Source organism: Sphingomonas yabuuchiae (genome assembly GCF_001477495.1).
Taxonomy (GTDB): Bacteria; Pseudomonadota; Alphaproteobacteria; order Sphingomonadales; family Sphingomonadaceae; genus Sphingomonas; species Sphingomonas yabuuchiae_A.
On sequence record NZ_LDTF01000097.1, the window covers coordinates 1 to 21,795 of the forward strand.

Below are 21,795 nucleotides of genomic sequence, written 5' to 3' on the forward strand. Positions count from 1 at the left end.
CACGACGGGAAGATCGCAGACACCCTGCTTGACCATCTCGGTCCGCACACCATTGTGCTGGCGGACAAGGCCTACGACGCAGACCGCATCCGCGAGCTGATCCAGCACCAAGGCGCCACGCCCAACATTCCACCCAAGAGCAACCGCCGCTGGAAAATCTGCTTTAGCAAGCGGCTCTACCGCGAGCGCAACCTCATCGAGCGCTTCTTCTCCAAGCTGAAGCACTTCCGCCGCGTCGCCACCCGTTACGACAAGCTCGCCGGCAACTTCCTCGCGATGGTCCAGCTCGCCTCCATGAGGCTGTGGCTGCGCGCTTATGAGTCTACTACCTAGTGACCGTTTTCCATCCATCTCCGCCGTTCCGGGTGGCCGATCGGGCTCGCTCAAGCAGCCGATCCGCTTATATGAACGAGCGGCAGCTTTCGGGAAGCGAGAAGGCACGTGCGAACGGCCGGGATTGGGTCTTGCCGGTCGCGGAAGGCGCACTGCAGCTGAATTAGGTCTGCAAGTCGCATCAAGCCGAAAAAATTGAGCAAGGGGCGGGGGAGTAGCGCGGTGCTTAGAAGGCAAACGTTATCACGACCAACCTCGGCGTCACTTTCACGCGACCGTTCGCGTCACGACCGTGATACAGACGTATAAAATCAGTTAATTGGCTGGTGCCCGTCCTCGCCCATGGCTAGCAAGGACCCAAATTCGGGGGAGGTACGACGATGAAGCGCAGGACGATAATGCTCGCAGGTTTTGCGGTCATGTTGGCGAGCGCCGCTAGTGCGCAGACGGCGCAGGATGCCGCCAAGGCGTTCGGCATGCGCGAGGACGTGCAGCAGGTCAGCATCTCGCCCGACGGAACGCAGCTCGCGCTGGTGCGCGCGATCGCCGGTGCGGGTAGTGCGGTTTTCGTCTTCGACCTCGTCGCCGGCTCACGGCTGTCGACCGTACTCAGCGCGACCGGGCGGCCGGACCAGATTTCCTCCTGCAACTGGTCGACGCCCAAGCGGCTGATCTGCAATATCTCGACGCTGATGATGTCCAACGGCATGCGCTTGCGGTTCAGCCGCGTCGTGTCGCTCAATTCCGACGGCAGCGACCTCAAGCAACTGAGCGGCGAAACGCGCGACAGCGTCTACGGTCCGGCACAGTTCGGCGGCGGGGTTATCGATTTGCTTGGTGATGACGGCGCTGGCGGATCGGTGCTAATGACGCGTGTCCATGGGACACAAAGTCAGACGGGAACGCTGCTCGCCGCCACGGTCGCCGGATTGGGCGTCGAGCGGGTCGACACCACCACCTTACGCCGACAGGCGGTCGAGCGGCCGAACGGGCACGCCGATCAATATATCACCGACGGTCACGGCACGGTGCGCATCATGGGCGTCGCGAGCGCCGCGGACAGTGGCATGCTCATCGGCAAGACCACCTATTTCTATCGTAAGCCCGGTGATCGCAGCTGGCTGCCGCTATCGGTCGTGACATCTAATGGCGCAGGCGTGGCCACCGGCTTTGATCCTTGGGCGGTCGACCGCGATCTTAACGTCGCCTATGGCTTCGACGCGCAGGGCGATCGCAGTGCACTCTTCAAGGTTTCGCTCGACGGCAGCCTCAAGCGCGAGCTTGTTCTCGACAATCCGAACGTCGACGTCGACGGCATCGTCCGTATCGGTCGGCAGCGGCGCGTCGTCGGCGCCAGCTTCGCCACCGACCGACGCCAGGTGGTGATCTTCGACCCTACGCTGAAAGCGATCGCCGCCTCGCTCAGCAAGGCTCTGCCTAAGCAGCCGATCGTCACCATTGTCGATGCGACCGCCGACGAACAGAAGCTGGTGCTGTTCGCGGGCAGCGACGTCGACCCGGGCCATTTCTATCTGTTCGACCGTACCGCGCGCAAATTGTCGCCGATCCTGCCGGCGCGTCCAGACTTGGAGGGCAAGACGCTGTCGCCGGTGAAGGCGATCACCTTCAAGGCGGCGGACGGCACGATGATCCCCGCCTATCTGACGCTGCCGTCGGGTGGCGCGGACAAGGGGCTGCCAGCAATCGTGCTACCGCATGGCGGACCGGGTTCTCGCGACGAATGGGGTTTCGACTGGCTATCACAATTCTTCGCTAGCCGCGGTTATGCGGTGCTCCAGCCCAATTTCCGCGGCTCGACGGGCTATGGTTCCAACTGGTTCCAAAAGAATGGCTTCCAGTCGTGGCGCGTTGCGATCGGCGACGTCAACGATGCGGGGCGCTATCTGCTGTCATCGGACATCGCCGCGCCGGGAAAGGTCGCCATCTTCGGCTGGTCTTATGGCGGCTATGCGGCATTGCAGTCGGCAGTGCTTGATCCCGACCTATTCAAGGCAATCGTCGCCGTAGCGCCGGTGACCGACCTTGAGACGCTGCGCACCGAGCACAACGATTTCGTCGACTATCGCCTGGTCGATGCCTTTATCGGGCATGGCGAGCATGTCCGCTCCGGATCGCCCGCGCAGAACGCCGATCGTATCAAGGCGCCCGTCCTGCTGTTCCATGGTGATCTTGACCAGAATGTCGCGGTCGGCGAGTCACGGCTGATGGAGAGCAAGCTTCGCGCTGCCGGTAAACAGGTGCAGTTCGTCGAGTATAAGGGACTGACGCATCAGCTCGACGACTCGGACGTGCGCACCGATATGCTCGGCAAGAGCGACACGTTCCTGCGTGCCACACTTGGGATGAAGGACTAATTCTTAGGAAGGACATGGGAGCGAGCGAGGTGAACGTCGCATAAGCGCGCATTACTTAGGGGCCGCCCGTCTGACCATTGAATCACCTCTACGCCCAAAGCGGATGGTTGGCTTCACGCATTCGCAGCGCTCTCATGCCTAATTCGAGCCGATACTGTCTCGAAGGTCGACATGAATGAACGTCTGAAGTGCGAAAGCAGGCAGGGGGCAATGAATGTCTGGGTTTGGGTCGTCTTGCCAGCCTCAGCCGATCCCAGTAGCCCGCAGCACCGTCCGACCCGAGCCATCGTTACAGCGCCATGGCGTCTGCTGGCGCGGCGTGGAGTCGTTCGATATCGGCACGTGGAGGCGCACCGAACAGTCGTCTGTATTCGCGGCTGAATTGCGATGGGCTCTCATAGCCGACGGCAAAGCCTGCCGTGTTCGCCGTGGCGCCCTCCGTCAGCATCAGGCGTCTGGCCTCCTGCAACCGCAGCTGCTTTTGATACTCCAGCGGCGTCATGCGGGTGATCGCCTTGAAATGTGCATGGAGCGAGGAGGAGCTCATCCCGGCCTCGGCTGCGACGTCGTCAATGCGGATCGGCGCATCGAAACGGCGGCGGATGGCGGCGATCGCGCGGCTGACCTGATTGAGATGGCTGCCAGCGGTTGCGACGTGACGAAGCATCGGACCGTGCGGCCCGGTGAGCAGACGATAGAGGATCTCACGCTCGATCAGCGGCGCCAGCGCGCGGATCGTGTCGGGTCGGTCGAGCAGCCCGACCAGCCGGCATGCCGCGTCAATCAGGTCGGGATCGCCGGGGTAGACGCCGAGCACCGGCAGATCCGTACGGGCGACCCCGCCGCCCTCGCTCGCCATGAGATCGGCCAGCATCGCGGCATCGAGATCGATCTTGCAGCAGAGATAGGGGCGCTCGGGGCTTGCATCGAGCACATGACCGACCAGCGGCAAGTCGACCGAGACCAGGAGGTAATGGGCCGCGTCATAGACGACGCTGTGCTCGCCGATCGACACCCGCTTCGATCCCTGGGCTATTATGCAAAGGGAGGCCTCGTAGACGGCAGGCGTGGGTGTGCTCGGCGCGTCGGCCCGGATGAGCGACACACGCGGCATCGCCGTGCTGCAAATGCCTGTGCCCACAACGTGTCGATCGATGAGGGTGGAGAGTTGAGCGACCCGGTCCATGGCGACGATCCTTCCCCCACTCGCGCGCTGTGGGCAAGCGCCCGGCATCAATTCTGGAGGATCGTGCAAGCCATTCGGGCGATCGCTCTACCGCTCGGCGTGGGCGATGGCCCATCTGCGTCCCGTCACCACAACGGAAGGACTGCATCATGGCAGGAAATATCGACAAGGTCGTCCTCATCACTGGCGCGTCCAGCGGGATCGGGGAGGCAACTGCGCGGGAATTGGCTGCGACCGGCGCCCGGCTGTTCATCGGCGCGCGTCGCAGAGAGCGTCTCAAGGCACTGGCGGAGGAACTGGGTGAGACCGTCGCCTGGCGCGAACTCGACGTCACCGACGGCGCCGACTTCGACGCGTTCGTCGAGGCCGCTGAAGCACGCTTCGGTCGCATCGACGTGCTTGTCAACAATGCGGGTGTGATGCCGCTCTCGCCGCTCGCTGCGCTCAAGCGCGACGAGTGGAAGCGGATGGTCGACGTCAACATCCACGGCGTCCTTAACGGCATCGCCGCGGTCCTGCCGCGGTTCGTGGCTCAGCGAAGCGGCCATGTCGTCAATGTCGCCTCGGTCGCCGCGCACATGGTGATGCCGACCGCCGCGGTTTATTGCGCCACCAAACATGCCGTACGCGCCATCACTGAAGGGCTGCGGCAGGAGCATGACGAGGTCCGTTCGACGTTAATCTCCCCAGGCGTAGTCGCCACCGAACTGGGTCATGATATCACCGATCCTGAGGTTGCGGTGGCCCTGACCGGATGGCGCAAGAAGTCGCTGACGCCGGATGCGATCGCGCGAGCCGTTCGCTATGCCATCGAGCAGCCGGATGGTGTCGACATCAATGAGGTGATCGTTCGCCCGACCGCAGCGGACATGTGAGTGCTTGGGCGTGCCGGTGCCGAAGCGGGGACGCCCAAACGACGGGTTCGTACACATTGACGAGCGCTGAGATCAGGTAGCCAGGAGGGGATCGGGAACGACTGGGGTTGGGTCATGATCGCATAGGAGGCCATTGCGACCGTCAACGCGCCACCAGCATCTCTTCCAGATCGGTTCAACCGACAATGAATGCGGCCGAACGCCGGACCGTAACGGCAGCTTGTCCGTTCAGCGTTCCTGATCTTGCACTGCTTGATGGATATCGCCGACCATGCCCGACCATTCCGCATCGCCCATATTGCAGCCCGTCCAGATCGGTGACCTGTCGCTGCGCAACCGCATCGTCATGGCGCCGTTGACGCGCAGCCGTTCGAACGACGACGGGATTCCGCCCGCTTTCGCCGCAGACTATTACGCACAGCGCGCTGGCGCTGGGATCATAATAAGCGAGGCGACCAACATCTCCCCACAGGCAGTCGGCTACGCGCTGACACCGGGCATCTGGAACGACCAGCAAATCGAGGCATGGCGCCCGATCGTGCAGGCTGTCCATGATCGCGGCGGCGTGATGTTTCTTCAATTGTGGCATACTGGCCGCATCTCACATCCGGACCTACAGGGCGGAGAGCCGCCAGTCGCGCCATCTGCGATCAAGCCGGTCGGACAGGCTTTCACCAAAGAAGGGATGAAGGACCACGTCACGCCGCGCGCGCTCGAAACCGACGAGATTCCTGGCATCGTCGAGGATTATCGCCGCGCCGCCACCAACGCCAAGGCGGCAGGTTTCGATGGAGTCGAAGTCCATTCGGCGAACAACTATCTACTTGAACAGTTCGTACGCGACAGCACCAACCGGCGAACCGACCACTATGGCGGGTCAATCGAAAACCGTCTGCGCTTCCCCCTCGAGGTCGTCGATGCGGTCGTCGGCGTTTGGGGCGCAGGGCGTGTCGGCATCCGGTTGTCGCCAGCAACGACAATGCCCGGCGAGACGCCGCTCGACAGCACCGTGATGGAAACCTTCGGCACCTATATTGATGCGCTGTCTCAGCGCGGCCTGCTCTATGTCCACGACATCGAGGGCGTGACGCAGCAGACACGTGACGCAGATGGCGTCGACTTTGCTGCGCTGCGCAAGCGCTTTAAAGGGGCTTATATCGCGAACAACCAGTACACGCTCAAGCTGGCCGAGGAGGTTCTTGAGCGTGGCGATGCTGACCTGTTCAGCATGGGGCGGCCCTTCATTGCCAACCCCGATCTCGTTGATCGCCTGCGCACAGGCGCGCCGCTTGCAGAGGCGCCAAAAGAATATTGGTATGGCGGCGGGTCGGTCGGCTATTCCGACTGGCCGACGATGCGCGGAAACCCGGATCGCGGCTGAGCCAGCCCCCCACATCAGAGCCAGCCGTATGATCGAGCTCATACCGCAGGTTAATCGCGATGAGGACTCCGGGAGTCGGTGAGCGGGGTCGGGGTTGTGGCCACCGTCGGCGCAGGGGCGATAGCAAGTCCAGCTGCCGCGCCGACGGAGCTACCATTGGCGCTGCTTCTCTAAATTTTTCCTCGGGAAGCTGCCGTGTGGTTCGGCGGGGAAAGCGCCTATGACGCAGTCCCCCCTTCGGACATTAATGGGGGTCCGAAGTTGGAGCTCCGAAGATGAGACCTGAATGTCCGGGATTGGGTCATGGCGGCGCAGGGGAGGGCGGTAGCTCCGCCCAATTGCCGCCATTGCGCTTTCGGCCCAGCCGCCGGAAAACGGCCAAGATACTTGCCCGTATCCAGGCCGTCATCGGGGCTCTCGTATCCCCAAAACGGGCAACTTGCACATCCTTAACCTTACGGTCTTACTCAATCGGATGCGGGCAGATGAAGCTATAAGGAATAATAGATGCGGGCGGTAATGGAAGGCTTGCGCGGCCTAATCGAATTGCCGGGAGCCATTGCTGATACTGGCTTCAGTCGCACGCGTGATGGCCGATTGCTCTTCGCGCCATATGGTGAATGGGGTGGGAGCTATATTATCGAAACAACGGCACGGTTTCGCCGCATGAGAAAGCAACTAAGCTGGCTTTGCGTCATACCATGCGTCGGATTTCTGGTTCCGTCTCTATTTTATTTTCATTTAAGCCAAAAATCTGGTTTTGAACATTTCCTCATAGTCGTGGGAGGAGCTTTTTCATTATTTGGCGTTATATTCTGGGGCTGGGTTTTTACCCACACCCGGTCAATGATCAAGTTACCGGTAGGCGAGCAGAGTATACCTGCCCAGGACGATACGATGGGTGCGGCAACGGCTTCAATCCAAAATTGGCTCGAATGGCACACCGGACTGGACCGGTTTAGTCACATACTATCTGTTTCTGGAGGACTTGTCGGTTTCGCTTGCCATATGGCTCTCCGGATTACGGCCGACTCTGAGCAGCAACGGATCGATTTGACAGAAATCACGTTGAAAGACGGGCGCTTGCTATATTTCGGTGATGCCCTGAATGGACCGTTGTTTGAGAATACGACATCGATCTGGAGCATCGCGGGCGACGGCATCTCAAAGGCCGAGGTCCAAAAAATGGTTGCAGAAGGCATCGCTATCCTAACAAGCGCACCGTCACCTTATTTAAGGTCGATTGTATCTGCAACAAAGCGTCTTTGGCCTGTCGCTGCGGAGCTCCTTGACGCCAATGCAGTCCCATCAGCATCTTGGCATCTCGTGATTGCAAGGGCTATCAGGGCGATCCAAACTTCGCAAAATGAACTCACGCCCGAGGAGGCGTCGCGAGTTGTTTTGCATTCTGCAATCTTGATGTCCCGCTGGAATCCAGCAGATCTACTGTCTGACGGGTAAGCGCCCCTGAGCGGCCTCGCTTAGAGCCTTGTACTGCCTCGCTATGGTCAATCGATGAAAAGCGCCGGATGCAATGTCGGCTATTGACACCCGCCTTCCCGAAAGCTGCCGTTCCGCTCCCCACCAGTTCACGACATTCGTCAGTGGATGACCGGGTAGCAAGCCGGTCGTTCGCGACGATGAACAAGCGTCCGAAGTTGGGGAGCGGGATGGATGGGTTGAATGACCGATTGTGGGTCATCTAGCCGGTTGCGTTCGTAGGTTCATGATCGCCAACGCCATCGCTCGATCCAGCGCAGATACTGAAGCTGGATCATGGAGCCGGGAGCCGCACAATGAGCAAGGATGGCCACGTGCCGGGGCTCTCCCTCTGAGACTTCCGCCCGTTCTACGCGTTCAGCCAAGACGACGTGAAGGGGAAGAAGATGGCGCGGGTCTATCGGGTGGTGCTGGCATGGGTGATCGCCCTGCTCGGCGGTTTCTTTGCGGTGGCGGGCGCCGTCCTCGCATCGATCGGCGGGTCGCCCTATTACCTCATCGTCGGCATCGCGATGGTGGCAAGCGGTGCGCTGCTTGGGCGGGGCAGCCCGCTGGGGCGCTGGCTATTCATCGCCATCTGGGTCGCGACGCTGGTCTGGGCGCTGTGGGAGGTCGGGCTCGACGGGCTACAGCTGGTGCCTCGCGTAGTCGCGCCGACGGTGCTGCTGATTCTTGTGCTGCTGACGGGCTGGCGAGCGCGGTCCTGGCGATCACGCGCGCATGCCGTGCCCGCGGTCGCAGCGGCGCTGGTCGTGGCAGGCCTAGCTGGGCTGGTGTTGCATGGTGACGGCGTGGAAGCGCAGAACGCACCAGCCGTACCCTCGATCGCGCCGGCGCCGATCGGCGAAGCCGACGGCGACTGGCGCGATTACGGCGGCACGTTGTCAGGGCGCCGCTACTCCGCGCTGGCCGATATCACGCCTCAGAATGTCGGGCGGCTGCAGCTAGCCTGGACGCAGCGCACCGGCGACCTGCCGATGGCGGCTGAGACCCAGGAACATAAGCGAGAGTATCATTCCGAGGCGACGCCGATCCACATCGGCGACACGCTCTATACCTGCACGCCGCACTCCTTCGTCCAGGCGATCGACGCGACCACCGGCAAGACGAAGTGGAGCTGGCACGAGGACGCAGCCATCGCTGGCAACAACTATCTGGTCTGCCGCGGGGTCACCTATTTCGAAGCGCCGATGGGAACGCCGTGCCCGCGCCGCATCTTCGCGCCCACATTCAACGCAAGGTTGGTCGCGCTCGATGCCGATACCGGACGGCCGTGCCCGAGCTTCGCCAATGGCGGTGCGATCGACCTGCGCACCAACATGGGGACCTCGAAGCCGTCGGATCAGATCGGTACGACACCCCCCGTGGTGGTCAACAATCGCCTGATCATCGGCGAGCGGATCATCGACAACGTCAATCGCGATATCCCATCGGGCGTCGTGCGCGCCTATGATCCGGTGTCGGGCGCGCCGGTCTGGGCCTGGGACGTCGGCCGTTCGCAGGATGCGATCGCGCCGCTGCGGGCAGGACAGACCTATACCCGCGGCACGCCGAATGTGTGGGGAGCAATCACCGCCGATGCCGCCAACGGCCTCGTCTATTTGGGGACGGGCAATGCCTCGCCCGATTACTGGATCGGCTATCGCCGGCCGTTCGATGACCGGTTCGGCTCGTCGATCGTCGCGCTTGACGTCGCGACCGGCAAGCTGCGCTGGACGCGGCAGCTCGTTCACCGCGACATGTGGGACATGGATCTGCCGATCGGGCCCTCACTGTTCGATTACCGCGCTCCGAACGGACAGGTCATCCCCGCGCTGATCCAGACCACCAAGATGGGGCAGGTGTTCTTCCTCAACCGCCTGACCGGCGCGCCGCTCGCTGCGATCACCGAACGGCCGGTGCGCACTGACGGTGCCACCTCGGGCGTGCGGGTCTCACCGACCCAGCCCTTCTCGACCGGCATGCCGAGCTTCACCCCGGCGGCACCGACCGAAACCGCGACCTGGGGCGCGACGCCGATCGACCAGCTGTTCTGCCGCATCGACATCCGCCGCGCGCAGGGCACCGGCATCTACCAGCCGATGGGGCTGAACCCGATCATCGGACATCCGGCATTCGACGGGGTGACCGACTGGGGCGGCGCTGCGGTCGATCCCGTCCGCGGGGTGATGACCGTCAACACCATGGAGATGCCGTTCAAGCTGTGGCTGATGCGCCGCGACGATCCGCGCGTGGCACCGATGATGAAGCAGAAGCAGGGCGGTGAGAACGCCATGCAGGCGCAGCTGCAAACCCAGTACAACACCCCCTACGTCGCGGTAGTAAAGGCATGGGTGGGAATCTTCGGGGCGCCCTGCGTAGCGCCGCCTTGGGGCCATCTGACCGCAGTCGATCTGAACACGCGCCGCATCTTGTGGAAGAAGGTGCTTGGCACCGCGCGCGATACGGGGTTGTTCGGATCCCACCTTGGCGTGCCGATCAAGACCGGCGTGCCGAACCTCGGCGGGTCGATCATCACCGCGGGTGGCCTAGCGTTCATCGGGGCGACGACGGACCAGTATCTCCGTGCTTACGACCTCAACACAGGCGAGGTGGTTTGGAAAGCGCGGCTGCCAGCGGGCGCGCAGGCGACGCCGATGACCTATCGCGGGCGCGACGGGCGGCAATATGTCGTGATCACCGCGGGCGGACACGGCGCTCTGGGTACCCGGTACGGCGATTACACGCTCGCCTACGCGCTACCGAGAAGCTGACACGACCGCGATGTTCGCCACCATAGCTGATGTGGGTAGTCCATGCGCCTGATCGCCATCGAAGAACATGTCTTGCCCTCGTTTGTCCGGAACGCCTGGGCGTTCGCTCCTCCACCACATGATCCCGTATCGGACATCGCCGATGGCGGGATGACGGGCGAACGTCTGGCGGACCTTGGTAAAGCTCGCTTGGCCTTAATGGACGAGCAGGGCATCGACATCCAAGTGCTTTCGCTGACCACGCCTGGTCTTCACAATCTGGAGGAAAGACAGGCTGTTGAGACGGCGCAGCGCGTGAATGACCTTATCGCCGATGCATGCGTCCGTCATCCCACCCGCTTCCAGGGTTTTGCAGCCCTGCCGACGGCTGATCCCGATGCCGCTTCTCGCGAGCTCGAGCGCGCGGTGAATGACCTCGGCCTCAAGGGTGCTCTGCTGTGTGGACGCACCCGAGACCGTCACCTTGACCATCCGGCACTACGGCCCATGCTGGCCAAGGCCACCGAACTCGGCGTGCCGCTTTTCATCCACCCTCAGACGCCGGCACCGTCGGTGCGCGCGGCCCAATACGCGGGGATCAGCGAGCGAGCCGATCTCGCGCTCGCAGCCTTTGGCCTCGGTTGGCATTATGAGGCGGGGTTGGAATGGATCCGCCTTGCCGCGGCCGGGGTCTTCGACGAATTACCGGAGTTGCAGATCATCCTTGGCCATTGGGGCGAGGTGGTGCTGTTCTACCTTGAGCGCACATCCGCCGTCATGGAGCGCGCTCTCGATCTCGATCAGTTGCTGATCGAATATGCACGCCGCAACCTCTATGTCACCGGCAGCGGTATGTGGAATGCTACCTATCTTCAGCAGTGCCTAGATATTGTCGGTCCCGAGCGCCTGCTGTTCTCGACAGACTTCCCATATCAATATCGCGAGGGTGGCGAGCCGCGACGTTTTCTGGAAACCGTGGCTATCGATGAGGCGACGCGCCGTAGCCTCGCATTCGCGAACTGGGAACGCCTGACAACAGCGGCAAAAAAGTAGATCGTAACGGGATGCGCTGATCGAGCTGCGAGTTCGTCAAATTGGGATGAACGAACGGCAGATTTAGGCACGTCGTTCAGCGGCCGTGCATGACTGAAATTGGGTCTCCTCAGCGGCTGGGCAGGGCGGCTGCTCTCGCCCAATAGCAGACGTGCATAGCTTGTGCGAAAGTCGAGGCATGGAACGCGTTGACGACGATACGCCAGCAGACCGGCTTTACCTCAAAGGTTTGGCGATCCGGTATGAGCGACACGTTGGTAAGTGGCTGCCGATCATGTGGCACCTTGCTCTACGCAAACACGCGGGTGCGATGATCGAGCTTGCAGACTGGTTCTCGAATGATGGAAGCGCCGACCCGTTTGGCACTCCCGCAGATGCCTTTAGCGCGGCTGGCCTTTATCGACGCGCATACAAGCAAGGCGACCTGCGCGCAGCTCAACACATGGCGTTGACCTGCTTCAATAAGGACGACATGGCTGGGTATCGGCATTGGCTCGGTCAGGGTGCCAAGGCTGGTGACGGTGAAGCAAAGCAGGAACGCAAGCGGTTTGAAACTCGCCTCTGGCACGCCGACGCTGGCAGAGTGCGGCGGCTACGCCCGAAGCAGAAGCGGGACGGGTTCGCCTAGGACTGTGCCCGCTCTCCACTAATAGGCGACACACAGTCAGCCCAGCATCTGGGGCACTGCCTTGGTCTCGCGTGATGAACGAATGGCAGAAACCGGGAAGCGGTCTGGCAGCTTCGAACGACGGCTTCTGGGTCTTCGCGACACCCCATGCTTCAAACTGGCATACACGAAACGCTGCCCAATTCGAAATTGACCGCCTGACCGGCGATTTTAAAAGCTCTTGGCGCTCCCCGTGCGGCGGCTAGGCGGTTTGAAGTACAATCTGCTGGGGAACCACGTTATCGTCGATCCTCCAGAGCTTGAACACATGCCTGCCACGCGCCAGGCGACCTAAACTGCATTGCATCACCATATCGTTGTTTTTGACCGCGTCGGCCCAACGCTGCTTGGCTGGAGTGTCCTGTTCGCCGCCTGTTGCTTCCAGATGGGCACGCAAAATTTGCACTGGCCGGTCATCGATGGACATCCCAATCCGCAACTGGCCGCCACCGGTCACGTCCAGCGATGGTATGAGATGAAGTTGCAGTGTCGTATTGGCGGCTTCAGGCAAGTCGACGTCATATTCGACGCATATGCCGTCAGAAACGCTGGTGGCGTGATGCCCCTGCGGCAATGCAATCAAGGCACCACGGCCACGCCCCAAATGTGGGACTGCAGTCCATTCCAATCCGGCGGCCGCGCGCTTCCGGCTGAATGCGGCCGCTTCGATAGTGATCACCCCCTTGGGCGGAGGAGACGGCGGGGCGAACTGCGCGGGACGATTGCGGATCGCTTCGGGGACGTCCCCGCCGACCCGGGTGATGCTGGGCATGGCCTGCCGCACCGGGTCGTTCCATATGACATAGTTCATGTGAACCTGTGCCATCATGCCATCCCATTTGCCGCCCGCAATGCTGTGGTATCGATCGGTCAATTCATCATCCCGCCGGAACGATGCTTCTACCTGGTCGGCGAAAGCATTGGCTCGGGGGTCATTGCTCGATGCGAGCCGCTTGTTCCAAGCGGCGGCGTAATAGAGGCGGTACAGGTTCGCGAGCGCTGAAATCGGATGCTCGACCAGTTGGAAAAAGGCGTCGTGCTGCTCGGGCGCCAGGCGTCGACGCACATCAAGCATCTGCGCTTCGAGCGCGTTCCACTCGGCGACCAGGCCGCCGAACACCCCGCCATCCAATGGCCCGCGACCGGTCGGTGGACCAAGTGGAAAGCTGTCCTGATCGATCAGCTCCGGCTTGCGGCGCGCGGCATAGCGGCCATAAGTCGTGAGCAGATCCCCGATGCGCTCCCCTTCGCCCGCGCCGAACAGCGCGCTGGCCCATCGCGCCGGATAGGCCGCGAGGGTGGCTGGTGTCATCGCTTCCGGGTCCCACGCCTGACGCAGGAAGAAACTGAGCGGGAACTCCATCGGCTTGATGTCGCCGACATTCGCGATCCAGATGGTACGTGCCCCACGTTGATAGGCCAAGTCCATCTGCTGCCAGATTTTTTCGATCTGGTTGGTATTGATCCATTTGTAATTGCGGGGCGCGCCGACATAATCGAAATGATAGTAGACGCCGTAACCGCCCTTGCGAGGCGTCGTATCGACCGGCAGGCGTCGGATCTGGCCCCAATTGTCGTCGGAGAACAACAGGGTCACGTCATCGGGGACGCGCATCCCGTGATCGTAATAGTCCTGTACCTCCTTGTAGAGCGCCCAGACCTGCGGCGTCTGGTCAACCGGGCGGTTGGTCACGTCGGCGATGATCTTGCGTTGGTCGGCGACGATCGTCTCCAACAGACCGGTCGCGGTGCCCTCGGCCATCGCCTCGTCCCCATCGCCACGCATGCCGACCGTCAACAGGCTCTCATAGCCGCGCCCGTCACCCTTCGACATCATGCGCTCGACGCCTCCACGCCAGAAGCGGCGAAGGTTTTCGCCATTGGTGGCGTAGTCCCACTTGCCGCCCGTGACGCCTGCCTCATTGTTGCGGTGCCATTCGTCTTGGGCGCGAGTGAGCGGTTCGTGATGAGACGTCCCCATCACCACGCCCATCGCATCAGCCAGCACCATATTATTCGGATCGTCGTCGTTGAACGCCTTGGGTGCCCACATGGCGGGCCACAAATAGTTGCCCTTCAGCCGCAGCAGCAGTTCAAAGACATGGGCATACATCTTGGCGTTGATGCCGCCGAATTTCTTTTTCGCCCAACCGCTAAAGCACGGGTCCTCATCGTTGATAAAGAAGCCACGGTACCGGACCTTGGGCTGATCGCGCTGTCCGTCGAACGTCAGGAAGACGCTGCGCCTGCGCATGACGGGCACGTCAGCGAACCAATGCCAAGGCGAAACGCCCATGCGTTCGGACAGGTCATAGGTGCCAAACACCGCTCCCCGGCGGTCGGACCCGACCACGACGAGCGCGCGTGGCACGCCAGGGAACGGGCGTTCGACGACAATCTGCCTGTAAGCTTCCCACTCGCCTTCGAGGTCCGTGACCATGATGCGCCGATCCGCGATCAGGCGATCGATGATCTTGCTTTGACCGATCGCCCCGATGATCACCAGCGGCCCTCTGGCCGTCATCGTGTCGGATGGCCGCCCCGCCGATTGTCCGCTTACGCGGGCCAGGTCTTCGGCGAAACGGTCAGCGACATGTCGGACCGCAGTGTCTGCCTCGGCGTCGACCATGATTTGTGCTGGCAGACCATTGCTGACCAAGCTGAAAGGCTTGGACGCCCGTGGAGCCTTTGCTGTGGCAGGCGATAACGTGTTGTCCAGGACCAAACTACCACCGGCGATAATCGCGGCAGTACCGAGCAGCGTCCGCCGATCCATCCTCGCCCGAAAATTTGGCTCCATGCTGCCTCTCCTATTTGTTATCGCTATCATCAGGAGAATGATGGGTAATTGCAAGCTCTTGGCTGTGATACCACCCGACCGCATGCAACCCTTCGCTTTCTATCTACTGCCATATAGACCGAGCTTTTTCCCTTTTCCTGCATCGTTGCGTTCGCTGACCTAAGCCAACGCCGCTGCCATGATCGACGTGAACGAACGTCCAATGTTGAGAAGCGGGCGGGAAGCTGCGAACGTCCGCATCTGGGTCGCATCTGCCAACGTCTTATGCGGCCATCGTAGATATGGTGGCTCGATTTCGGCCTTCGCGCTTGGCCTGGTATAGCGCCGCGTCCGCCGCTTGGATGAGGGAGGAGCCGTCCCGCGCCATCGCCTCATGCCAACTTGCGATGCCGAAAGACATGCTGGTGGCACCCAAGGTGCGGCCGTTCTGATGAATATTGAGTTCCGCAATCGCCTGGCGCACAGCTTCGACTCTCGTCAGCAGTGCCTCCGATGACGTGCCGGGCGCGATGACGGTGAATTCCTCTCCGCCAAAGCGGCATACCACGTCGCCGTCGCGGAAGCGGCTCTTCATCTCCGCCGCCACCGCCTGCAACACGGCATCGCCGGCCTCGTGTCCGTGGTCGTCGTTGAAGCGTTTGAAGTGATCGACGTCGCACATGACCAGGCTGAGCGGGGCACCCGAACGCGCGGCCCGTGCAATCTCGAGCGTCATCGCCTCCTCCATGTAACGCCGGTTAAAGAGCCCCGTCAGTGGGTCGCGGATCGTCTGCTCGCGCAAGCTGCGCTGCAGGCGGTGATTGACAAGGGCGGATGCGATATTCTCGGCAAGCACCGTTAGCCGGAAGCGGCTTTCCGCGCCGATCTGGCCACGCAGATGAAGGACGCCGATCACCTCGCCGCCGGCGAGCAACGGCTCGCAATGGTACGTCTCCGGGTGCTGGACATGTGCACAGACGATATCATGGCCGGGATAGGCGACCCAATGCGCCTGTCCGCGGCGCAGGGCCCAGCATTGATCGGGCGCGAAGCTGTCCACTGCGGTTTCGAGGTCGCCCCAATCGGCGACGGGGACGAGCAGGTTCCGAGAATTATTATGGGCATAAAGGGCGCCAGGAATTCCTGGCAAGACCCGGGGCGCGAAGACGCGAATGATTTGTGCCAGTTCGTCGTCGGTACGAGCTGCCTGCATACGGTGCGCCATTCCGCCTAACAGCTCAATGACGTCACCGCGTTCGCGGAGCGTGGCCGCTGTCTTTTCAAGGGACGAATTGGCAACCTGCAGTCGCTGCTCACTGCCAGCTTGATCCGCAACGGCCATGGCCAATCGATCGGCCATCGTGTTGTAGCCGCGCGCCAGTCTCGTGAATTCACTCGACCCCATCGCCGTCTCGATACGCGTGTGTTCGCCGTCGCCAAGGTCGGTCATCGCCTTCAGCATGGTATCCAGCGGCCTGCGAATGGCACGGACGAGCAGAGACATGCCGACTAGCATGAGCAGAACGACAAAGGCGGCGCCGATCACTGCCGACCATTTGCCGATCGTCAGTCGTTGCTCCGCGGCTGCTTGGCGAGTGCCCTGCAGAATACGTTCCTGATCAAGGAAGGCGCGTGTGCGTACGGAAAGCTGATCCATCAATTCGCGTCCGCGGCCGCTGGAAATGATCGCCAGGGCGCCGACAAAATCCCCGCGCCGCCCGCGGTCAAGCGGCTGCCGAAGAAAGACGATACGTTGTGCCATGAGATCGGCGATTTCTCGGGCGCGAGCGTTCTGCACAGCGTTGTCACGGGTCAGCGCTATGACCCGCCGAATCTTCGTTTCCGCATCTGCGATGGCAGAGGCAAATGAGGAAGCGTAGACCGGGTTGTGGGTCAGCACGAACCCGCGCTGGCCAGATTCCGCATCGCGCAAATCCGCCACGGCCTCCGAAGTAATTTCGAGCACGATTGCGGAATGCTCTACCCATAAAAAGCTGTCCCGCGTCTGGCGTGCTGCATCCACTAAGAGCCCGGCGAGCCCGGCGACGGCGATAACCACGGTGACGCCGAGCGCAGCCACTCGGGAGGAAAGCGAAGCGAACATTTCGTCGGACTAATGAGAGTTACTTAGCGGTTCGTTACCGCTATCCCGGACTAGATCGTTACCTAAACGACAGGCTGATCGCGGGAGCCAGACCCCTAAGCCGCCCGGCCAAAACCGATATCGGCAGACTATGTTGGCTGAATAGATGTTTGATTTCGTTAGCGGAACAGCCGGACGCGTATGCCCGCTCTTGGGTCTTTCCCATGCGAACGTCCGGCCTCCGCATTTGTACCAGCCGGGCCAGGCGGGCGGCGGGCTACCCGGATGGCCCATGCCGAAGCCATGACCACCGCTCGCCAGCACTTGGCACTCGACCGGTACGCCAGCAGGACGGCAGGCGTTCGCCAACATCGCAGTGTTGGCGATCTTCAAAATCGGATCGTCCTTGGCCTGTGCATGCTCCCTGTAATCGGGAGATGAACGAATGGCAGAATTTGGGAAGCGAGCAGGACGTCAGGAATGACCCGATCTGGGTCGGGCCAGACGTTATTCCTGGCTCGGCATAGCGCTTTCGTCGTCAGACGTTTCGACTGCGGGAAGAGCGTCAACAGCCTTTTCAAACTGCTCCGCGGATTGAATCTCGCTGGGTGCGCAGCGTCGGAAGTCCTGTGTTTCGCTACCGTTGTAGAGCGTGGACATGGTGTCGTTGTCTGCGTCTGTGATATCAAACGTCAAACTGCCGCTCGGTCCAATCATGCTGACCGGCGGCCCTGCATCGTCCAGCGGAAGCTGGCTCCGTCGCCAAAGTCTGCGACGCCGCCTCTGACGAAGCCGAAATAGCCTTTTTGCGAACAGGCATCGCTGCCAGCTTTTGCCCCCACCCAGCGCCCAATCAGCCAGCCGGGTTTGACCAGCGCGGTCAGCTTCTCTTCGGCAACCTTGTCGGCTTCTTCGGACGCGGCCTGTTCCGCCCGTTCGGCGTTATCGTCGACCAATTGCTGATGATAGGCGTCGATGCCTTGGGCGGTGACGAGAAACTGCCCGTCGTCCCTCGCCGAGGGCGAGACGGAAATGTTGAGCGGGGCATGGTCGATCAGCCCTCCGCCGGGACCCTGGACCGTCACGCGGGTGTTGCACAGGGCCTTGTGCACCTGAGGATCGTAGCTCTCCAGCGTGGCATCGCTGAAGGTGACCGAATAGGCTTTGGCTAGATCGGGTTTGGGTGCGATCATCTCGCGCAGCGTATCCTCGACTTCCGGCGCCACGCAGATGCGTGCGTCACCGGCTTTGAGGAGCGCAGTGGCGTCGTTTGCGGCAGGCTTGCAGCCGGGCAGCAGGATGAGGCCTGCGCCCAGCATGATGATGGCTTTGGACAACGGAACCGAGATCGCAGTCAAGATCGGCTCCCCCTCACGCACAAGGGTCGCAGTGACGGCCCAGCCCGATCGTCCGTGCAAATGGTTGACGTTGCCCTCGGCCGGGTCGACCACCCACCAATCGCCTGACGGCAGCTTCCCTTGTTCTTCCTCGTCGGAAGCCCAGCTCGATCCCGGAAGCGAGGCAAGCAACGCCTGGCGGAGCTCGTCTTCGACGGCGGCATCATTGGCCTCAATACCGGCGAGCAGATCCGCCAACGTCGTCGGCGGAGGTGTTGTGCGAAAACGGGCAAGAAGCGTTTTTCCGGCCGTCTCGACCGCGCGGATAGTTTCAGCGAGCAGCGCGTCGTCTTCGTTGCGTATCATGGTTGCTGGCCTCGTGTTGATCTATGGGGGGAAACTAGCCTTGACCCACAGCCTCCACTACTCGCCTTCCTGATGACGACATCCGTGCCACCCAAAGCGATGAACCCGCGGAAAACCGCGCGACAGGGCCGCTCCGCAGCCACGGTGGACGCGATAGTGGAAGCCGCAGCTCGCATTCTGGAGGCGGCTGGACCATCAGGTTACACGACGAACGCTATTGCCCAACGGGCCGGCGTCAGCGTCGGATCGCTGTACCAGTATTTCCCGAATAAGGATGCGATCACGCGGGCGCTTATCCGCCGGGAGCTCGCCATACTCGAGGCACAGATCGCCGCAATCAACATCGGCTCGACGAACCCGTCGCCGCTAGCGCGGCTGATCACCGTCGCTGTCGGTCAGCAGCTGGAACGCCCCCGGCTTGCCCATATTCTTGAGGCGGAGCAGGAACGTCTTGGGGCGGACGCTGATATCACTCCGGTCTATGAGCGAGTGGTGGTCATGATATGCGCCATTCTGCAGTCGGCCGGCTTCGCAGCGAGCTGCGAGCTAGCGCAGGATATCGCATCGCTGATCGCCACTGTCGTCAATCCGGCAGCGACGCGCGGCGATGACGACCGTGCTCGTCTCGAAATGCGCGCGCGGGCTGTGGTGATGGCCAGGCTGTCGACACCCTGATCTAACAACACGTCAGCGAACCGAGATTACCACCGATGTACCCGACCCGGACACGCCAGCAATTCGGGGTATCACCAGCCGGACCAGTCATGATCGAAGCGGGTCAGCCGTTGTCGCGAAATTCCGGGTAGAGCGACATGCCACCATCGACGAAGAGTGTTGTTCCGGTGACGTAGTCCGCTGCATCGGAAGCCAGCCAGAGGACCGCTCGAGCAACATCTTCGGGCTCGCCGATACGGCCATAGGGGATAAGACGCAGAAGCTTAGTCAGCGCCTCTTCGCTGTCCCACGCTTCTTTGTTGATTGGCGTGCGAATAGCACCGGGCGCAACGGCATTGACCCGGATACCATCGGCTGCGACTTCCTGTGCCAGCGACCGCGTCAGCATCCGTACACCGCCCTTGGCCGAAGCATAATTGAGATGTCCGGCCCACGGAATGATCTCATGCACTGAGCTCATCGCAATGATCGCGCCAGCGCTACGCGCCGGCCGCCCGCCCTTTGGTTGTGTGCGAAACCGCCTTACGGCTTCGCGCATGCACAGGAATTGCCCGGTGAGGTTGATGTCGATGACCATGTTCCAATCCTGGAGCGACATATCGGCAACGGTGGCATCCTTCTGTACTCCGGAGTTTGAGACGAGCACGTCGACACGACCGAAAGCGGACACCGCCTCATCGAAAAGGCGAAGGACATCCGCTTCCTGCGAGACATCGGCCTTGACGGCTATAGCCTGACCGCCCTGAGCGTTGATCCGAGCGGCAAGTTCATCAGCCGGCTCGGCATGAGAATGGTATGTTATGGCGACAGAAGCGCCAGCGAACGCAAGCGCCTCGGCGACCGCAAGGCCGATACCTGAGCTGGCACCCGTGACGACTGCGGCGTGGCCGGTGAGCGGTTCAGATGAAGACGGCACGGGAAATGTCTCCGGATCGGGCGGATAGGGATAAGGTTGCTAGAAAGTTGGCTCAGGATTCGAGCCTAACGCGCAAATTCTTTGCGATGATCCTGAATGAAATCTCCGAACGTGTGCGGTGGCTTGCCGGTGAGACGCTCGATCTCAAAGGTCGGATCGATGTCGTGATGACCAGCGACGACATCAGCGAATTGCACTACCAGTCCCTTTGCCATCCAATTTGAGTTTCCCGTCAGGCGAAGGATGAGCCAGAACAGCGGTGACGGAAGGTCGAGGTAGCGCACCTTGTGGCCGATAGCCTTGGAGAAGCGGGATGATGCTTCCTTCATGTCGATCGTCTCCGGCCCGGTTAAAAAATAGGTTGCGCCCTCATGACCGTCTTGGGTCAGCACGGTCGCGGCCACGCGAGCGACGTCGCGCGTATCGACCCACGAAACCGAGCCGCTGCCTGTCACCTGCGGCAGGAATCCCTTGGTGATTGGATCTTTAAACCAGAGAAAATTTTGCATGAATGCTGTCGGCTTCAGGATCGTCCAGTTGATCCCCGATGCACGCAAATGGTGGTCGATGAGGGCATGGGACTTTGCCCAAGGTACGGGCGATAGCACGTTGCTGTCAGACGCGGAGATCTTTACAATTCGGTCAACCCCCGCATTTCGAGCAGCATCGATCGCGGCTGTCTCTTGGTCGACCTGCTGGGGTGTGGGCGGCGTGATGAGAAACATGGTCTCGATGCCCCGCATGGCGGATGCCAGCGTCTCTGGCCGGTCGAAATCGCCAATTATGGCATCGATGCCCTTCTTCTGAAAGTCTTGCACCTGCTCGCCCTTGCGGCACAAGGCGCGAAACGGCGTACCTGTTTCCTTGAGCAGTCGACAAATTTCTCCACCGATGCCACCGGTCGCCCCTGATATCAAAATCACGTCACAACTCCTTTCACAAAGCGTTGTTGGGGGAAGGGGATGCCTCCGTTCGGTCCAGCCACTCGGTCAGGATGGCGTTCATTTCGCCGAGAATGCGGGTGGCGTCTTTGATACGTTCACGCCCGATCCTGTCAGCGATCTCCCTGTCGAGGGTCGCGACAGCTTGTTCGGCACTGGTAACAGCAGCCAAACCTTCCCGGGTAAGGACGACGAGCTTGGCGCGTCGATGATGCGGATTGTCTTCAAACGCGACCATGCCGCGCTCGGCAAGGAGATCGACAATGCGCTGCACAGCTTGCCGGGTCAGGCCCATATTGCGAGCGATGGACGCGGTGGGTAGCGGAACAGGCGAATAACGCAGTGCACCCAAGACTTGCCACCATGCGCTGGTGAGACCGAGATGCGCGACGCGTTCATTGCCAGTCGCGATCAATCGACCGCTCGAAGCGAAAACCGCTATTGCCAGCTCACGCACTTCAGTGATCTGTTCGGACACTAGACAGCACCATTCCAATACGACAGCTCGTTGTCAAACTCGGTGGTTGCGTGAAGGTTCCTCGAAGCTGAGCGTGCCTTGAGCGCTGTTCTCCCGATCATCGCATCGACTGATTCTC

The 21,795-nt window shown here is 61.4% G+C and carries 16 protein-coding genes; 9 read left to right on the forward strand and 7 right to left on the reverse strand.

All coding sequences use genetic code 11. From position 1 onward, the window contains the following. A partial coding sequence (locus NS355_RS15445) for an IS5 family transposase (protein WP_153008246.1) occupies positions 1-333 on the forward strand: 333 nt, incomplete at its 5' end. A gap of 398 nt (positions 334-731) precedes the next feature. Next, positions 732-2,708: an alpha/beta hydrolase family protein gene (locus NS355_RS15450; RefSeq protein WP_084788016.1), complete on the forward strand. Its 1,977-nt coding sequence runs from the start codon at positions 732-734 to the stop codon at positions 2,706-2,708. Between the two features lie 289 nt (positions 2,709-2,997). Here the strand turns inward: NS355_RS15450 and NS355_RS15455 are convergent, their stop codons facing one another. Beyond that, a complete protein-coding gene (locus NS355_RS15455) occupies positions 2,998-3,894 on the reverse strand; it encodes an AraC family transcriptional regulator (RefSeq protein ID WP_058746501.1) in 897 nt (298 codons plus the stop codon). 149 nt (positions 3,895-4,043) lie between these two features. Between NS355_RS15455 and NS355_RS15460 the strand changes: the two genes are divergently transcribed. The 6 genes from NS355_RS15460 (at position 4,044) to NS355_RS15480 (ending at position 12,063) form a co-directional block, all read left to right on the forward strand. Further along, positions 4,044-4,769 carry an SDR family oxidoreductase gene (locus NS355_RS15460; RefSeq protein ID WP_058746502.1) on the forward strand — a complete coding sequence of 242 codons (726 nt, stop codon included), beginning with the start codon at positions 4,044-4,046 and terminating at the stop codon, positions 4,767-4,769. Between the two features lie 271 nt (positions 4,770-5,040). Next, positions 5,041-6,150 carry an alkene reductase gene (locus tag NS355_RS15465; protein WP_058746503.1) on the forward strand — a complete coding sequence of 370 codons (1,110 nt, stop codon included), beginning with the start codon at positions 5,041-5,043 and terminating at the stop codon, positions 6,148-6,150. Between the two features lie 507 nt (positions 6,151-6,657). Continuing rightward, the gene (locus NS355_RS18795; RefSeq protein WP_153008247.1) at positions 6,658-7,611 is read left to right on the forward strand and encodes a hypothetical protein; all 954 of its coding nucleotides are present in this window, start codon (positions 6,658-6,660) and stop codon (positions 7,609-7,611) included. A 425-nt stretch (positions 7,612-8,036) separates the two neighbouring features. After that, a complete protein-coding gene (locus NS355_RS15470) occupies positions 8,037-10,403 on the forward strand; it encodes a membrane-bound PQQ-dependent dehydrogenase, glucose/quinate/shikimate family (protein WP_058746534.1) in 2,367 nt (788 codons plus the stop codon). A gap of 42 nt (positions 10,404-10,445) precedes the next feature. Continuing rightward, the gene (locus NS355_RS15475; RefSeq protein WP_058746504.1) at positions 10,446-11,435 is read left to right on the forward strand and encodes an amidohydrolase family protein; all 990 of its coding nucleotides are present in this window, start codon (positions 10,446-10,448) and stop codon (positions 11,433-11,435) included. A 178-nt stretch (positions 11,436-11,613) separates the two neighbouring features. Further along, positions 11,614-12,063: a hypothetical protein gene (locus NS355_RS15480; RefSeq protein ID WP_058746505.1), complete on the forward strand. Its 450-nt coding sequence runs from the start codon at positions 11,614-11,616 to the stop codon at positions 12,061-12,063. Between the two features lie 241 nt (positions 12,064-12,304). On the opposite strand, the gene NS355_RS15485 is transcribed toward NS355_RS15480, so the two are convergent. From NS355_RS15485 to NS355_RS15500, 3 genes are all read right to left on the reverse strand, one after another. After that, positions 12,305-14,902, reverse strand: a complete 2,598-nt coding sequence (locus NS355_RS15485; RefSeq protein WP_153008248.1) for a glycosyl hydrolase 115 family protein — start codon at positions 14,900-14,902, stop codon at positions 12,305-12,307. A 262-nt stretch (positions 14,903-15,164) separates the two neighbouring features. Beyond that, positions 15,165-16,985, reverse strand: coding sequence for a sensor domain-containing diguanylate cyclase (locus tag NS355_RS15490; RefSeq protein WP_084788018.1), 1,821 nt, complete (start codon positions 16,983-16,985; stop codon positions 15,165-15,167). A gap of 692 nt (positions 16,986-17,677) precedes the next feature. Beyond that, positions 17,678-18,667, reverse strand: a complete 990-nt coding sequence (locus NS355_RS15500) for an inositol monophosphatase family protein (RefSeq protein WP_153008249.1) — start codon at positions 18,665-18,667, stop codon at positions 17,678-17,680. 156 nt (positions 18,668-18,823) lie between these two features. Between NS355_RS15500 and NS355_RS15505 the strand changes: the two genes are divergently transcribed. After that, the gene (locus NS355_RS15505) at positions 18,824-19,342 is read left to right on the forward strand and encodes a TetR/AcrR family transcriptional regulator (protein WP_167345474.1); all 519 of its coding nucleotides are present in this window, start codon (positions 18,824-18,826) and stop codon (positions 19,340-19,342) included. Positions 19,343-19,445: 103 nt separating this feature from the next. Here the strand turns inward: NS355_RS15505 and NS355_RS15510 are convergent, their stop codons facing one another. The 3 genes from NS355_RS15510 to NS355_RS15520 form a co-directional block, all read right to left on the reverse strand. Then, on the reverse strand, positions 19,446-20,258 hold the full coding sequence (locus tag NS355_RS15510; protein WP_058736488.1) for an SDR family oxidoreductase: 813 nt from the start codon (positions 20,256-20,258) through the stop codon (positions 19,446-19,448). 65 nt (positions 20,259-20,323) lie between these two features. Then, complete coding sequence (locus NS355_RS15515) at positions 20,324-21,181, reverse strand: SDR family oxidoreductase (RefSeq protein ID WP_058746510.1); 858 nt, start codon at positions 21,179-21,181, stop codon at positions 20,324-20,326. A 13-nt stretch (positions 21,182-21,194) separates the two neighbouring features. Further along, complete coding sequence (locus NS355_RS15520; RefSeq protein WP_058746511.1) at positions 21,195-21,677, reverse strand: MarR family winged helix-turn-helix transcriptional regulator; 483 nt, start codon at positions 21,675-21,677, stop codon at positions 21,195-21,197. Positions 21,678-21,795 lie beyond the last annotated feature (118 nt).